Raw genomic sequence first — 14,270 nt, forward strand, 5'->3', positions numbered from 1 at the left:
ACATGACGGCCCGTCAGATACGGGGAGGAGCCCGATGATGGATGCCGCCTTCACCGCGGAGCAGGACGAGATCCGCCGCACTCTGCGGGAACTGCTGGGCAAACGCTGCGGGCCGGACGCGGTCAAGGCCGCCGTGCGCACCGGCCCCGGCTACGACCAGGACCTCTGGCAGCAGCTCGCCGCGCAGCTCGGGCTGCCGGGACTGGCGATCCCCGAGGCGTACGGAGGGGTGGGCTGCGGTACCGCCGAGCTCGTCCTCGCCTGCGAGGAGACCGGCCGCAGCCTGTTGCCCGGGCCCCTGATCGGCACCTCCGTGCTCGCCGCGCCGCTCGTGGCGGCCCTCGGCACCGAGGCGCAGCGGGCCGCGCTGCTGCCTCGGATCGCCGACGGCAGCCTGACGGCCGCGCTGGCCGTGCCCGGCACCGCGCTGGCCACCGCCCTGGCCCTGACCGGCGACAACCGGCCCGGCGACTGGGCCGGCGACGGTCGTGCGGGCGGCATCCAGGCCCGCCGCGCGCCCGCCACCGGCAGCCCGGCGGACGGGAGCGGACCGGCGGACGGGAGTGTTGCGGCAGAGGGGAGCGGCGCGGCAGGCGCGCACGGTGCGGCGGACGCGCACAGCGGGGCGGACGTGCGCAGCCCGGCGGACGGGCCCGCGGCGGCGGACCGGCGTGGCGCCGGCGGCTGGCGGCTCTACGGGGAGGCCGCCCAGGTGCTCGACGGGCACAGCGCGGGTCTGCTCGTGGTCGCCGCCCATACGGGTGGCTTCGCGCGCAGCCGCACCCTGCTGTTCCTGGTGCACGCCGACGCCCCCGGGCTGGTCCGGACCCGGCAGGCCACCCTGGACGAGACCCGCGCGCAGGGCCGCGTACAGCTGCGGGACACCCCGGCGGAGCTGCTGGGGGAGGACACCGAGGCGGCCGCCGACACCGCCGACGTGTGCGGGGCGCTCGCCGCCACCGGCCGTGCAGCGGCCGCCGCGCTCGCCGCCGAGGCGGCCGGTGCGGCGGGCGCCGCGCTCGCGCGGACCGTGGAGTACGTCCAGGGTCGCGAGCAGTTCGGGCGGCCCGTCGGGTCCTTCCAGGCGGTCAAACACCGTCTCGCCGACCTGTACGTACAGCTCCAGGCGGCCCGCTCGGCGGCCTACTACGCGGCCTGGGACCCGGAGCAGGGCCCGCTGGCGCTGGCCCAGGCGCTGGAGGCGCTGCGCAGCACGGCCGCCGAGGCCGTCCAGCTGCACGGCGGGATCGGCTTCACGTGGGAGCACGAGGCGCACCTGTACTTCAAGCGGGCGGCGGCGGACGAGCTGCTGTTCGGGCCCGTGCACCGGCTGCGCGAGCACGCGGCGCAGCGGGCGGGCCTGTTCGCCGCCCCGGCCCCGGCCCCGGCCCCGGCCGGTCCCGTCACCCCCACCGGCCTCAGCAGCGCCCCCGGCCCCGCCGCCCCCCGTACGTCCCCGACCGATGCGAGCGAAGGAAGGGTGGCCGTCTGATGGCTCCCGGTGTCCGCCTGATGCAGAAGGTGTCCTCGACCCTGCTGTTCGCCAAGATCGCGCCGCACGTGATCCCGGCGATGGACCGTACGGTGCACAAGCTGACCCGGGGCAAGGTGATGCTGAGCGCGCAGATGCTGCCCGGGGTCATCCTGACCGCCAAGGGCGCCAAGAGCGGCCGGCCGCGCACCACCCCGCTCGCGTGCATGCCGGAGGAGGGGGCCGGGACCTGGCTGCTGATCGGCTCGAACTTCGGCCGTCCCGGGCATCCCGCCTGGACCGCGAACCTGCTGAAGAACCCCGACGCGGAGGTGAGTTGGCAGGGCCGGGACATCGCCGTGCGGGCCCGGCTGCTGGCCGGGGAGGAGCGCGCCGAGGCGTGGCGGGCGGTGCTGAAGTTCTGGCCGCCGTACGCCACGTACCAGGCGCGGATCGAGCGCGAGATCCGGTTGTTCCGTCTGGAGCGCCGCTGACCTTCCGCGGACGCACGGCGGCGGCGGACCCCCAAGTGGTCCGCCGCCGCGCAGACAGGATGTGCCGGGTGGTCGTCCGAGGACTCGCCCCCCGCGGACGCCCGGCTACTTGGTCGGCTTCTTGCCCGTGATGCCGAGGTGGACGAGGAGCGCCAGGTTGGGCTTGAGTTCCGTCTGCTTCACGCCCCAGGTCTGGAAGCCCTTCTGGTGCGAGGCCACGGCGGCGAGCATGGCGACGAGGGAGCCGGCCATCGCGGCGGGGCTGATGTCCTTGTCGAGCTTCCCCTTGGCCTGGAGTTCCTTCACCGACTCCGTGAGGGAGTTGGTGACGGAGTTCAGGATCTTCATGCGGATCTTGTAGAAGCGTTTGTCGCCTTCCGCCGCGCCGAGGTCGACCACGCGCAGGATCGCGTCGTTGGCCCGCCAGAAGTCCAGGAAGCCCTCGACCAGTTCCTCCGCGGCCTGCCAGCCGGCCTTGCCGACCCAGGAGCGGCCCTCGACGAGAGCCGTCAACTGGGCGCCTTCGGTGGCCATTTCCTCGGCGATCTCCAGTACCGCGCCCTCCACGTCGGGGAAGTACTGGTAGAAGGTCGCGGGGGAGGTGCCGGCCTTACGGGCGACGTCGATCACCTTGACGTCGCGGTATGGCGAGGAGCTGAGCATCTCGCTGAGGCAGTCGAGCAGCTTCTGCCGCGTCGCCTGTCCGCGCCGACCGGCCACGCGGCCGTCGACGGTGCGTACTTGTCCTGTCATGCCGTCAGCTTACCGACGGGTGATCGGCGCGCGATTCGGCCGCCTGCAAATGGGGTTACGGGCTCCGCGTACGGGGGCGCGAGCGGGTCCGTGCCTGGTCGCAGGCCTGCGCGCGGCCGCGGGCGTACGGGCGCCACCGGCGTCCGGCCGGTCCGGCGCGACGTCCATCCCGTCCGGCGCAACCTCCGGCCCGTCCGGCTTTTGAGAACCGGGGGTCCGGGGTGGAGCCCCGGGAAACGGCGAAAGGACGGGTGGGGGAACAGCCCCGCAGGGCCCGCCCCACCACCCGAACAGTCTTATCAACAGCCTGTGGACAACATCCGTGGTCGGAGGCCGGACGGCCCGCGCGGCCCGGGCATCGCAAGCCCGCCCGCCCCCCGCCACCGCCGGATCGCGCTGCGCGCCTGAACGCGGGGGCTTAGCTTGACAGCACGGCAGCGGCAGGACGCAACCGCCTCCGGCGGCAGGACGCAACCGCCCGCGGCGGCAGGACGCAACCGCCCACCGGGGACGCGACCGCCCGCCGGGGACGCAACCGCGCGCAAGGGAAGGAGCCGGACCTCATGGCCGCATTCGCAGAGGGCACGCCCTGCTGGGTCGATGCCGCGCTCCCCGACCTCGAGGCGGGCAAGAGGTTCTACGGTGAACTCTTCGAGTGGACGTTCTCGGAGCCCGCGGGCGCCGAGTACGGGCACTACACGCAGGCGTACAGCGAGGGCCGCAACGTGGCCGCGCTGGTCCCCAAGCCCGACGGCCGGATGCCCACCGTCTGGAACGTCTACCTCGCCTCGCACGACGTCCGCGCCACCGCGGCCCGCATCCGCGACGCCGGCGGCCAGGTGATCATGGATCCGATGCCGGTCGGCCCGTTCGGCACCTCCGCCATGGCCGCCGACCCCGGCGGCGCCGTCTTCGGCCTCTGGCAGCCCGGCACCCACCACGGCTTCGAGAGGCTGAACGCGCCCTTCTCGTACTGCTGGACCGAGGTCTACACCCGGGCCCGCGACGCGGTCGACACCTTCTACGCCCGCGTCTTCGGCTACGTACCCGAGGACCGCGACGACGCCGGCATCGACTACCGGGCCTGGTCCCCGCCCGGCACCGAACCCGGCTCCGACACCGCCATCGCCGGCCGCAGCGTGATCACCGGCGCTTTCCCCGCCGAGATGCCCGCGCACTTCCTCGTCTACTTCGCCGTACCCGACTGCGACACCTCCGTGGGCACCGTCCAGCGGCTCGGCGGCCGGGTCACCGCCCACCCCTTCGACACCCCGCACGGCCGGATCGCCGTCGTCAGCGACAACCAGGGCGCGTCCTTCGCGCTCCTCTCCGAACTCGACTAGTCAGTCCGAGAGTCGATCGCACAGCCGTCCGGGAACCGGCCGCGAGCCGCCCGCCGCGGTGCCCGACGCGGTGTCCGCTGAGGGGGGAGTGTCCGAGGTGTCCGGATCGCGGTGAGACACCCCGATCCGCCCCCGGGTTCGACCGGGGCGCCCCGGACCGACAGAATCAGGGTGCGCACCGCCATTCGGTGCCCAGTGGTGAGACGCTGCACGGGTTGGAGAAACGGGCCCTTCGACAGCCCGTACGGGGAGGTGGCAGGCGAGTGGTGGAGCAGCTGACGCAGCACGACCCGAGACGGATCGGCCCGTTCGAGGTGCTCGGCCGGCTCGGCGCCGGCGGCATGGGCCTGGTCTATCTCGCGCGCTCGGCGTCCGGCCGGCGGGTGGCGATCAAAACGGTGCGCACGGAGCTCGCCGAGGACCAGCTCTTCCGGGTCAGGTTCACCCGCGAGGTGGAGGCGGCGCGCGCGGTCAGCGGCTTCTACACCGCGGCCGTCGTGGACGCCGACCCGCGGGCCGCCGTGCCGTGGCTGGCCACCGCGTACGTACCGGCGCCCTCCCTGGAGGAGATCGTCAACGAGTGCGGGCCGATGCCCGTCCAGGCCGTACGGTGGCTCGCCGCGGGCATCGCCGAGGCCCTGCAGTCCATCCACGGCGCCGGCCTGGTCCACCGCGACCTCAAGCCGTCGAACGTCCTCGTCGTCGAGGACGGCCCGCGGGTCATCGACTTCGGCATCGCCAGCGGCGTCTCGAACACCCGGCTCACCATGACCAACGTGGCCGTCGGCACGCCCGCCTACATGTCCCCCGAACAGGCGAAGGACTCCCGCAGCGTCAAGGGCGCCAGCGACGTCTTCTCCCTCGGCTCCACGCTCGTCTTCGCCGCGACCGGACACCCGCCCTTCCACGGCGCGAACCCGGTCGAGACCGTCTTCATGCTGCTGCGCGAAGGCCCGAACCTGGAGGGCCTGCCCGACGACCTGCGGCCCCTCATCGAGTCCTGCATGCAGATGGACGCGGCACACCGGCCCACCCCGGCCGACCTGCAGGCCCAGCTCTCCCCGCACCTCTTCGACGCCGGCGACGACAGCGGCACCGCCTCGGCCTGGCTGCCCCCGCGGGCCACCGCCATGATCGAGCAGCGCCGCGCGGGGGGCTCGCGCACCCCGGCCCAGGCGGGTGCCGCACGCGGCCCCGGCCCCGGCGCCGGCCCCGGCGCGGGCGCCCCCACGCACCGCCGCAACAACAACGGCCGGCCGACCCCGCCGCGCGGTTCCGAGCCGTGGGCCGACCCGCGCACCGGGCAGGCCGCGCCGCCCATGCCGCCGCACCCGCCCGCCGGGCCCGTGCACGCCCAGCGTCCCGGGTCCGCCCCGACCGCCCCGCCCGGTGAGCCGGTCCGGCTGGCCGACGCGCCGGTGCCGATCGGTCCCGGCCCGCGGGCCGGCCGGTCCGCCGCCGTCGTCGAGGCCGGGGCCGTCGCGGCCACCGGCTGGATCCGCCCGCCCGGCGGCTCGGTGGCCGCCGCGCCGGCCCCGGTGTCCGTGCCGAGCCCCGGCCCGGCCCCGGACAGCGGCCGCTGGCGGCCGTGGCGGTTCCGGATGTCGAACGAGGTGTGGGGCACGCCCACCGTCGCCGGCGACCTGCTCTACGTCACCTCCTTCGAGGTGCACGCCCTGGACGTGGCCACCGGCCGCCGCCAGTTCAAGACCCGCGACGTCGCCTGGTCGATGGCGGTCGCCGACGGCCGCATCCACGCCTCCGACGGGCCCTCGCTGTACGCGCTGGACGCCACCGACGGCGGCGAGCGGTGGCGGCTCCAGACCGACGCCTGGGTGTACGCGCTCAAGGCCGACCGGGGCACGGTCGTCACCGCGACCCGCGGCGGCGGGGTGCAGGCCTGGGAGGCCGCGTCCGGCCAGAAGCTGTGGGAGACCACCGGCGCGCAGACGGACTTCGAGACCCCCGAGGCCGCCCCGGTCGTCCACGACGGATCCGTCTACATCTGGCAGGACGCCCGGCTGCGCTCCCTGGACGCCCGTACCGGCATCGAGCAGTGGTCGTACCCGGTGGGCGACGCGGCCTCCTGCGGGAACGTGCCGATCCGGGTGCTGCCGGCCCCCGACGGGAACACGTACGTCTCCGCCGGCACCCGGGTGCTGTCCGTGGACCGGGCCTCGGGCCGGGTCCGCTGGCACTTCGAGGCCCCCGCGGTGTTCCTCTGCCCGCCGGCCTTCGCGCCGGGGCCGGCGGTCGCCGGCGGGGGCGTGTACCTCGCCGACCACCTGGGCACGGTGTACGCGCTCGACGCCGCGACCGGCCGGGACCGGTGGCGGATCGCCACCGAGCCGCGCCAGTCGTCCGAACCGGTCGTGGTCGCCAACGGGAACGTGCACCTGGGCGCGGGCAGCGCGCTGTACACGCTGGACGCGGTGACCGGCACGCCGAAGTGGCGCTTCGCGGCGGGGGGCGAGATCACGGGGTCGCCCGCGGTCGCCGAGGGCCGGGTGCACTTCGGGTCGGCGGACCACTGCCTGTACACGCTGGACGCGGCGGGGGGCCAGCTGCGCTGGAAGCTCAAGACGGGCGGTGAGATCGCCGGCTCGCCGGTCGCCAAGGCGGGCGTCGTCTTCGCGTGCAGCAAGGACCGCTGCGTCTACGCCCTCGACGCAGCCAAGGGCACAGGCACCCGCACGACGTAACCCCCGCCCGTCTCAGCCCCTCCGACCCGGGCCCGGGCGGTGCCCGGCGACCCCGCGCACCCCTTCAGCCTCTCCGGCGTTTGAGGAGCGGGTCCGGGCAGGGCCCGGCGACCCCGCGCACCTTCAGCCCCTCCGGCGTTTGAGGAGCGGGTCCGGGCAGGGCCCGGCGACCCCGCGCACCTTCAGCCCCTCCGGCGCTTGAGGAGCGGGTCCGGGCGGAGCCCGGTGCCCGGCGTCAGCCGGGTGTCTTGGGGCTCCGCCCCAAACCCCGCGCCTCAAACGCCGGCGAGGCTGGGAATTGCCCGCTGGTAGCGCCCCCCAGGGCATGGGCGAGGCTGGAGGTTGCCCGCTGGTAGCGCCCCCAGGGCACGGGCGAGGCTGGAGGTTGCGGTTACGGCTTGTTCAGTGGGGGGCCCAGGGGTGGGCCGTGCGGAGGCGGGGGCGGGCCTTCGTCGGGGCCGTCCAGGGGCGCGCCGAGCGCGGGGCCATGCCCGGGCCACGGCTGCGGCATCGTCTGGGTCGGACCCTGCGGCTCGTCGGCCCAGCCACCACGGTCCGGCGGGACAGGCGCGCCCACCGGCGCGTACGGCACGGGCTCCGGCTCGCTCCGGGAGAGCCGGCCGCGCCGCCCCCGCCCGGTCATCACGACGGCCGCGAGCAGCAGCAGGACGCCGCCGAAGAACGCGTTCGCGACGCCCACGCCCAGGCCCGTACCCTCGCCGCCGACGCTGAGGCTGCCCGCCGCCTGCCCCTGCCGGACCATCCACAGCACGGTGAACCCGAGCACGATGACCCCGGCGGCGGCCATGAGGAAGCGCGAGCGCCGCAGGACGGCCAGCAGGGTGAGTACGGCGGCGACGACGAAGGGCAGCAGGATGGACGCCGCCAGGTTGGCCTTGTCCGCGGTGATCCCGCTGCCCGCGAACAGCTCTTCGATGCGGTAGTCGCGTCCGTGACGGCCGTCGTACCAGGCACGGAAGGGGCTCCAGACGGCGGCCGTCGCTCCCACGAGCCCCATCAGGGAGCCGAGTACGTTGCGGATCATGCTCGGCCTCCAGCAGTCGGGCTCTCGCTGACGACGCTACGCCCGGGCCACCCGCTCGGCACCTCGGGAGCACCCGCCCGCCACCGGCCGTCCCCCCGTCCCCCCCGTCCCCCCCCCGTCCCCCCCCGTCCCCCCCCGTCCCCCCCGCCCCCCGCCCCCGCCGCCGGGTCTGGCGCGGTGGCTGGATCCTGATAGCGTGCGCGGCGGTCCGATCCAGGGGGATCGGGGTCCGAGGGGGAGGTAAACGATGGTGCCTGGCCGAAATGTGAGGCTCGCTGCCGTACTCGTCGCGGTCGTGCTTGCGCTGACCGGGTTCTCGTCCGGGGGCAGCAAGGGCGGCGGCAGCAAGTCGGGCAGCGGCAAGAGCCGCAGCTCCAGCTCGGGCGGCCACGATTCTTCCGGCTCGGGCGGTGGCGGCTGCTCCAGCTCCAAGAAGAAGAACGGCACCCACAGCGACAGCGACTGGGACGACGACAACGGCGCGCAGACCGTCGCCGGCACCGGCGGCAGCGCCGGCACCGCCACGGCCGCCGCGACGGCCGCCGCGAGCGACCTCGTCACGGTCGAGATCGTGGACTGCGCGGGCCCGGCCGACCGCAGGTCCAAGGCCACCGGCAAGAAGCGCAAGCGCACCTCGTCCGGCTCCCCGGAGACGAACTCGACCCTGAAGGTCACGTCCACCTCGTCCGTGCGGCACACCTTCACCATCGAGGTCGACTTCATGGGCACCGACGCGAAGGCCGAGATCGACGACAACACCGGGCGGATCACCCTGGACCCCTACGAGACCAGGGAGATCCGCGTCCCGATGACCGCCGTCAAGCGCGCCAAGGACGTCAAGCGCTGCGAGATCGACGGCATCACGCTCGTCAGCTAGCCGCACCGCCCCCCGCCGCCCTCCGCCACCGCCCCCTGGCCACCGGCCTCCGCCCGTCGGCGGGCGGTCAGCGGGTGCGGACCTCAGTGGCGGTCGCGCGCCGGTCGGCGAAGAGCGCGGCCTGCCGGTCCGCCGGCAGGTTGCCCAGCGCGATCAGGTGCGGGGCGTGGGCCAGGGCCTGGGTGCGGGCCGCCTCCTTGGCCGACCACAGTGCGCGGACCGTGCCCTGGACGGCCGCCGCCGGGAAGCCGGCCATGGTCTCGGCGCACCGGACGGCCGCCGCCAGCTCCTCCCCGGGCGGGGTCAGCTCGGACACCAGCCCGATCTCGTGGGCGCGCCGCGCCGAGAGCCGTTCCGCCGTCCCCATCAGCGACATCCGGGCCACCTCGCCGAACGGCATCCGCATGGCCATGTAGATGGCCTCGTACGCGCTGACCATGCCGTATCCGGTGTGCGGGTCGAAGAAGGTGGCCGTGTCCGAGGCGATCAGGAACTCGGCCTCGCCCAGCAGGTAGAAGGCCCCGCCGCAGGCCATCCCGTTGACGGCGGCGACCACCGGCGTCCACAGGTCGTTGGCCTTCGGCCCGATCGCGATCAGCGGGTCGTCGATCGTGTACGGGGACGGCGGCTGCGGCACCTCCACGGACCGGTCGATGCCGGTGCAGAATGCCTTTGAGCCGGCGCCGGTCACCACCACCGCGCGCACCGCGGTGTCGGACCTGAACTCCCTCCAGGTCGCGGTCAGTTCCGCGGCGGTCTCCAGGTCGATCGCGTTGTGCTTCGCCGGGCGGTCCAGTGTCACCACGGCCACGCCCGTCGTCCCGTCCCGGTCCACCCGTACGGTCATGTGCGCTCCAGCAGCCAACGCGGCACGATCGTGCCGTCCACGTCGGCGAACGCCACCTGCACCTTCGCGCCGATCCGCAGCCGCGCCGGGTCCACCGAGTTCAGCGGCGCCCCGGCGGCCGCCACCAGGTTCCCGGCCAGCCTGATTCGCGGGGCGTCCGCCAGCTCGACCAGGATGACGTTGTACGGGGCCTGGGCGGCGTACGCGGGCAGCAGGGGCGGGTGCGGGCGCACGTACGACCAGATCCGCCCGCGCCCGCTCATCAGGCGCCATTCGCTGTCGAACGAACCGCAGTGCGGGCAGCACGGGCGGGGCGGGAAGCGGAGCTCCCCGCAGGCCGCGGCCGCGCAGGCCTGGACGCGCAGCTCGCCGCGGGCCGCGTACTCCCAGAAGGGGGCGCCGTCCCCGTCGGGGACGGGCACCAGCAGGCCCCCGTCCGGCGCGGCCGCGGGGGCGGGGGCGGGCGCCGTCGCCGGGACCGTCGTATCGGTCGCGCCGGTGCCGGCCGTGCCGGCCGTGCCGGCCGTGCCAGACGTGTCGGCCGTGTCGGCCGTGCCGGCCGTCGCGGTCGTGTCGGTCGTCTCGGTCATCGTGCGGCTCCTCACGCGCGCAGCAGGATCGCGGACGTCGGTACGCCCTCGCCCGCCGTGACCAGGCAGGTCGCGGCGTCCGGTACCTGGGCGGTGGAGCTGCCGCGCAGCTGCTTGACGCCCTCGTTGATCAGGTTGAAGCCGTGGACGTACGCCTCGGAGAGCCCGCCGCCGCCCGTGTTCAGGGGCAGCCGGCCGCCGATCTCCAGGGCGCCGCCCTCGGTGAAGGCCGCGCCCTCGCCGCGCCCGCAGAAGCCGTAGCCCTCCAGGGAGAGCGGGATCAGCGGGGTGAAGGCGTCGTAGATCTGGGCGACGTCGACGTCCTGGGGACCGAAGTCGGCCTGCTTCCACAGGTGCCGGGCGGCGGTCCAGGCGGGGCCGGTCAGCGGGTCGTCGTTCCAGTAGTTGACCATCCCGTGGTGCTGGGCGGGCAGGCCCTGGGCGACGGAGTGCACGTACACGGGCTTCTGCCGGCAGTCCCGGGCGCGTGCGGCGCTCACGATGACGCAGGCGAGCGCGCCGTCGGTCTCCAGGCAGTTGTCGAAGAGGCACAGCGGCTCGCTGATCCAGCGGGCCGTCATGTACATCTCGCGGGTCAGCGGGCGCTCGTACATCATCGCGGCCGGGTTCTGGTTGGCCCGGTTGCGGCAGGCCAGGGCGACGTTGAAGAGGTGGTCGCGGGTGGCGCCGTACTCGTGCATGTAGCGGCGGGCCAGCATGCCGATCTCGTCGGCGGGCCGCAGCAGGCCGAAGGGGCGGGTCCACTGGCCGGGGGTGGGCAGTTGCACGGCGGTGTTCTTCCAGGGCCGCGGGCCGGAGCCGCGCTTGCGCGAGCGCCAGGCCACGCCCACGCTCGCCTGCCCGGTGGCGACGGCCGCGGCGAGGTGGCCGACGGTGGCGCACGAACCGCCGCCGCCGTAGCCGACCTTGGAGAAGAAGGTGACGTCACCGGCGCCGATCGCCTTGGCCACCTCGACCTCGTCGGTCTCCTCCATCGTGTAGGAGGCGAAGGCGTCGACCTCGGAAGGTTCGATGCCCGCGTCGTCGAGCGCGGCCAGGATGGCCCGGCAGGCCAGTTCCTTCTCCGACTGCGGAAGCTGCTTGGCGAAGGCGGTCTGGCCGATCCCCGCTATCGCCGCAGCGTCCTTGAGCGTTGCCGCCATCGCCACCTCCGAGATGCACCGGTACTGACAGCCGCGAAGGCTACAGCTAATCTGACGGATAGTCAGCTACTGCGTTGCGGAGAGCGTGCCGGGGCCGTTCCGGGAGCGCGCCGAGAGTGCGGGGAGGATCTCCATGGGCGAGGACGAGCGCGAGAGCGGGCGCGGGGCCGAGTGTGGGGACGGGCGGGGGGACGGGCACGAGTACGCCGGCGAGGACGAGCGCGGGGACCTGCGGTGGGGCAGCGTCCCGGGGCTGGTGGCCGACGCCGCCACCCGCTTCGCCGGCCGCGAGGCCGTCGTCGACGGCCGGACCCGCGTCTCGTACGCCGAACTCGGCGAGCGGGTGGCCCGCGCCGCGGCCGCCTGCATCGCCGCCGGCGTCGAAGCCGGCGACCGGGTCGCCGTCTGGGCCCCCAACAGCCTCGACTGGATCGTCAGCGCGCTCGGCGCCGTCTCGGCCGGCGCCGTCCTCGTCCCGCTCAACACCCGCTTCAAGGGCGCCGAGGCCGCCTACGTGCTCGGGCGCAGCCGGGCCCGCCTGCTCTTCGTCACCGGCACCTTCCTCGGCACCTCGTACGTGGCCTCGCTGCGTCGCGCCGCGGCCGTCGGACCCGGCGGCGGCCCGCTGCCGGGCCTGCCGCACCTGGAGGACGTCGTGGTCCTCGCCGAGGACGCCCCCGAGTCCTTCCGGACCTGGAAGGACTTCCTCGCCGGCGGCGACACCGTCCCTGCCTCGGCGGTGCGCGAACGTGCCGCCGCCATCGGCCCGGACACCGCCTCCGACATCGTCTTCACCTCCGGCACCACCGGGCAGCCCAAGGGCGCCGTGATCACCCACGCGCAGACGCTGCGCTGCTACGCGGTGTGGAGCGAGCTGGCCGGGCTGCGCGAGGGCGACCGCTACCTGATCGTGAACCCCTTCTTCCACACCTTCGGCTACAAGGCGGGGATCATCGCCTGCCTGATGCGCGGCGCCACGATGGTCCCGCAGTCCGTCTTCAACGTGGACACCGCGCTCGCCAACATCACCGCCGAGCGGATCTCCGTACTCCCCGGCCCGCCCACCCTGCACCAGTCCCTCCTGGACCACCCGCACCGCGACCAGTACGACCTGTCCGCGCTGCGGCTGGTGGTCACGGGCGCGGCCGTGGTCCCGCTGCGACTGGTCGAGCGGCTCCGCGACGAGCTGCGGATCGCCACCGTCCTGACCGCGTACGGGCTCTCCGAGGCCAGCGGCATCGTCACCATGTGCCGCCGCGGCGACCCCGCCCGGGTGATCGCCGAGACGTCCGGGAGGGCCATCCCGGGCACCGAGGTCAAGCTCGTCGACGGCGAGGTGTGGGTCCGCGGTCACCACGTCATGCGCGGCTACTACGAGGACCCCGAGGAGACCGCGCGGGCCGTCACCCCCGACGGCTGGCTGCGCACCGGCGACGTCGGCGTCATGGACGACGCCGGCAACCTCCGCATCACCGACCGGATCAAGGACATGTTCATCGTCGGCGGCTTCAACGCCTACCCGGCGGAGATAGAGCAGCTCATCGGCCTGCACCCGGACATCGCCGACGTGGCCGTCATCGGCATCCCCGACGCCCGCCTCGGCGAGGTCGGCAAGGCGTACGCGGTCCGCCGCCGCGGCGCCACCCTCACCGCCGACGACCTGATCGCCTGGTCACGCCGGGAGATGGCCAACTACAAGGTGCCGCGCGAGGTCGAATTCGTCGCCGAACTCCCGCGCAACGCCGGCGGCAAGGTCCTCAAGACGGAACTCCGGGCCCGCGGCTGAGGCACGCGCCTACGCCCTGACGCTCTTGGCGCGTCAGGGTTTGCGGGCCAGGACGAGGCGCCAGCGCGGGGTGCCGTCCGGGCGGGTGCCGAACTCCGGGAGGGGGGTCAGGGACACGTCGAAGCCGGCGGCCCGGAGGTCGGTGCGGACGCCGCCGAGCGGGAAGGTCCGGTAGTACATGACGAACGGCGGCCGCCAGACGGCGTTGCGCACGCGCATCGCCGTGTCGAAGCCGAGCGTGATCCAGTACAGGGCCGAGGTCACCGGCAGCGGGGCGCCGATCGGGAAGGCGAACAGCCCGCCCGGGCGCAGGGTCCGGTACACCGAGGCGAAGAGCGGGGGCCGCTCGGCGGGCAGGAAGTGCCCGAACGCGCCGAAGGACACCGCCAGGTCGAATTCCGCCTCGAAGGGCAGGGCGAGTGCGTCCGCCCGTACGAAGCCGGCGTCCGGGTGGGCGGCCTCGGCCTGCGCCAGCATGCCGGCGCTGAGGTCGGCCCCGATGCGGCGGGGCGCGCCGAGGTCGCGCAGCACGCCGATGCCGGCGCCGGTGCCGCAGCACACGTCCAGGGCCGCGTCGAACGGGCCGTACGGGCGGAGTGCGCGGGTGGTCGCGGTCAGGAACCGCTCCGGAGTCCGGAAGGGGGTGTGGTCGAACTTCGGCGCGAGCAGGTCGTAGCCGTGCTCGACGGACGACAGCGCCTGAACGGCCAGCTCCCGCACGGTGGGTCCCTCAGAGGTGAACACGTCTCCACCCTAGCGACGCCCGGCACGGGCGCGGGCATGCGGCGAGCGCGGTGGCTCCCCCTCCGGGCCACCGCGCTCGCCGCTCCCCCGTACCTTGTGCTCCCGTCGGCCGGATCCCCCCCCGGGTCCGGCCCACGGGCCTCACGCCTGCGCCGGTCGGCACCCCCGTACCCCCGTGACCGGCGCAGGCAGGTGCGATTACGGCCGCGGACCCGTCGCGTGGTTGTCCATGGCCTTGATCTCCGCCTTGACGTCCTCGCTCGCGGGACCGGCAGCGGGCGCGGTCAGCGGGGCGCCCGTGGCGTGGTTGTCCATCGGCTTGATGTCGCCCAGGGGCTTGATCTCGACGCCGGTGGCGTGATTGTCGAGCGGCTTGATGTCGCCGTCGCCGGGTACCGGCGTCGCGCTGTCGGTCGTCGTCATCGTCACTCCTGATGATGGATCGGGCCCGTTCG

At 74.5% G+C, this 14,270-nt stretch carries 13 protein-coding genes; 6 read left to right on the forward strand and 7 right to left on the reverse strand.

What is annotated here, in order from left to right; genetic code table 11:
* The first annotated feature begins 37 nt into the window (after positions 1-37).
* Together OG764_RS20695 and OG764_RS20700 are read left to right on the forward strand one after the other, a co-directional pair.
* The gene (locus OG764_RS20695) at positions 38-1,492 is read left to right on the forward strand and encodes an acyl-CoA dehydrogenase family protein (protein ID WP_328973095.1); all 1,455 of its coding nucleotides are present in this window, start codon (positions 38-40) and stop codon (positions 1,490-1,492) included.
* The gene (locus OG764_RS20700; RefSeq protein WP_328969901.1) at positions 1,492-1,965 is read left to right on the forward strand and encodes a nitroreductase family deazaflavin-dependent oxidoreductase; all 474 of its coding nucleotides are present in this window, start codon (positions 1,492-1,494) and stop codon (positions 1,963-1,965) included. Before OG764_RS20695 ends, OG764_RS20700 begins: the two co-directional genes overlap by 1 nt.
* Before the next feature lie 105 nt (positions 1,966-2,070).
* On the opposite strand, the gene OG764_RS20705 is transcribed toward OG764_RS20700, so the two are convergent.
* Positions 2,071-2,718, reverse strand: coding sequence for a TetR family transcriptional regulator (locus OG764_RS20705; protein ID WP_328969902.1), 648 nt, complete (start codon positions 2,716-2,718; stop codon positions 2,071-2,073).
* Between the two features lie 563 nt (positions 2,719-3,281).
* Between OG764_RS20705 and OG764_RS20710 the strand changes: the two genes are divergently transcribed.
* Together OG764_RS20710 and OG764_RS20715 are read left to right on the forward strand one after the other, a co-directional pair.
* The gene (locus OG764_RS20710; protein ID WP_328969903.1) at positions 3,282-4,061 is read left to right on the forward strand and encodes a VOC family protein; all 780 of its coding nucleotides are present in this window, start codon (positions 3,282-3,284) and stop codon (positions 4,059-4,061) included.
* 263 nt (positions 4,062-4,324) lie between these two features.
* On the forward strand, positions 4,325-6,763 hold the full coding sequence (locus OG764_RS20715) for an outer membrane protein assembly factor BamB family protein (protein WP_328969904.1): 2,439 nt from the start codon (positions 4,325-4,327) through the stop codon (positions 6,761-6,763).
* A 391-nt stretch (positions 6,764-7,154) separates the two neighbouring features.
* On the opposite strand, the gene OG764_RS20720 is transcribed toward OG764_RS20715, so the two are convergent.
* On the reverse strand, positions 7,155-7,808 hold the full coding sequence (locus tag OG764_RS20720; RefSeq protein WP_328969905.1) for a hypothetical protein: 654 nt from the start codon (positions 7,806-7,808) through the stop codon (positions 7,155-7,157).
* Between the two features lie 265 nt (positions 7,809-8,073).
* Here OG764_RS20720 and OG764_RS20725 point away from each other — a divergent pair, with 265 nt between their 5' ends.
* Positions 8,074-8,685, forward strand: a complete 612-nt coding sequence (locus tag OG764_RS20725) for a hypothetical protein (RefSeq protein ID WP_328969906.1) — start codon at positions 8,074-8,076, stop codon at positions 8,683-8,685.
* A gap of 67 nt (positions 8,686-8,752) precedes the next feature.
* Here OG764_RS20725 and OG764_RS20730 read toward each other — a convergent pair whose 3' ends face one another.
* From OG764_RS20730 to OG764_RS20740, 3 genes are all read right to left on the reverse strand, one after another.
* On the reverse strand, positions 8,753-9,532 hold the full coding sequence (locus OG764_RS20730; protein ID WP_328969907.1) for an enoyl-CoA hydratase/isomerase family protein: 780 nt from the start codon (positions 9,530-9,532) through the stop codon (positions 8,753-8,755).
* Positions 9,529-9,960, reverse strand: coding sequence for a Zn-ribbon domain-containing OB-fold protein (locus tag OG764_RS20735; RefSeq protein WP_328973096.1), 432 nt, complete (start codon positions 9,958-9,960; stop codon positions 9,529-9,531). The genes OG764_RS20730 and OG764_RS20735 overlap by 4 nt, the downstream gene beginning before the upstream one ends.
* A gap of 173 nt (positions 9,961-10,133) precedes the next feature.
* Complete coding sequence (locus OG764_RS20740) at positions 10,134-11,285, reverse strand: lipid-transfer protein (RefSeq protein ID WP_328969908.1); 1,152 nt, start codon at positions 11,283-11,285, stop codon at positions 10,134-10,136.
* 133 nt (positions 11,286-11,418) lie between these two features.
* Here OG764_RS20740 and OG764_RS20745 point away from each other — a divergent pair, with 133 nt between their 5' ends.
* A complete protein-coding gene (locus tag OG764_RS20745) occupies positions 11,419-13,071 on the forward strand; it encodes a FadD3 family acyl-CoA ligase (protein ID WP_328969909.1) in 1,653 nt (550 codons plus the stop codon).
* Between the two features lie 33 nt (positions 13,072-13,104).
* Here the strand turns inward: OG764_RS20745 and OG764_RS20750 are convergent, their stop codons facing one another.
* Together OG764_RS20750 and OG764_RS20755 are read right to left on the reverse strand one after the other, a co-directional pair.
* Positions 13,105-13,815, reverse strand: coding sequence for a class I SAM-dependent DNA methyltransferase (locus OG764_RS20750; RefSeq protein WP_328969910.1), 711 nt, complete (start codon positions 13,813-13,815; stop codon positions 13,105-13,107).
* Between the two features lie 198 nt (positions 13,816-14,013).
* Entirely contained in the window at positions 14,014-14,238 is a 225-nt protein-coding gene (locus OG764_RS20755) for a hypothetical protein (RefSeq protein WP_328969911.1), read from the reverse strand.
* Positions 14,239-14,270: the final 32 nt, after the last annotated feature.

The sequence above is a fragment of the Streptomyces sp. NBC_00239 genome (assembly GCF_036194065.1).
Classification (GTDB): Bacteria; Actinomycetota; Actinomycetes; order Streptomycetales; family Streptomycetaceae; genus Streptomyces.

Bases quoted from the DNA above. Each gene is read 5' to 3' on its own strand.
- OG764_RS20745 (WP_328969909.1), top strand. From the start codon at position 11,419: ATGGGCGAGGACGAGCGCGAGAGCGGGCGCGGGGCCGAGTGTGGGGAC.
- OG764_RS20740 (WP_328969908.1), bottom strand. From the start codon at position 11,285: ATGGCGGCAACGCTCAAGGACGCTGCGGCGATAGCGGGGATCGGCCAG.
- OG764_RS20755 (WP_328969911.1), bottom strand. From the start codon at position 14,238: ATGACGACGACCGACAGCGCGACGCCGGTACCCGGCGACGGCGACATC.
- OG764_RS20695 (WP_328973095.1), top strand. From the start codon at position 38: ATGGATGCCGCCTTCACCGCGGAGCAGGACGAGATCCGCCGCACTCTG.
- OG764_RS20705 (WP_328969902.1), bottom strand. From the start codon at position 2,718: ATGACAGGACAAGTACGCACCGTCGACGGCCGCGTGGCCGGTCGGCGC.
- OG764_RS20730 (WP_328969907.1), bottom strand. From the start codon at position 9,532: ATGACCGTACGGGTGGACCGGGACGGGACGACGGGCGTGGCCGTGGTG.
- OG764_RS20710 (WP_328969903.1), top strand. From the start codon at position 3,282: ATGGCCGCATTCGCAGAGGGCACGCCCTGCTGGGTCGATGCCGCGCTC.
- OG764_RS20720 (WP_328969905.1), bottom strand. From the start codon at position 7,808: ATGATCCGCAACGTACTCGGCTCCCTGATGGGGCTCGTGGGAGCGACG.
- OG764_RS20700 (WP_328969901.1), top strand. From the start codon at position 1,492: ATGGCTCCCGGTGTCCGCCTGATGCAGAAGGTGTCCTCGACCCTGCTG.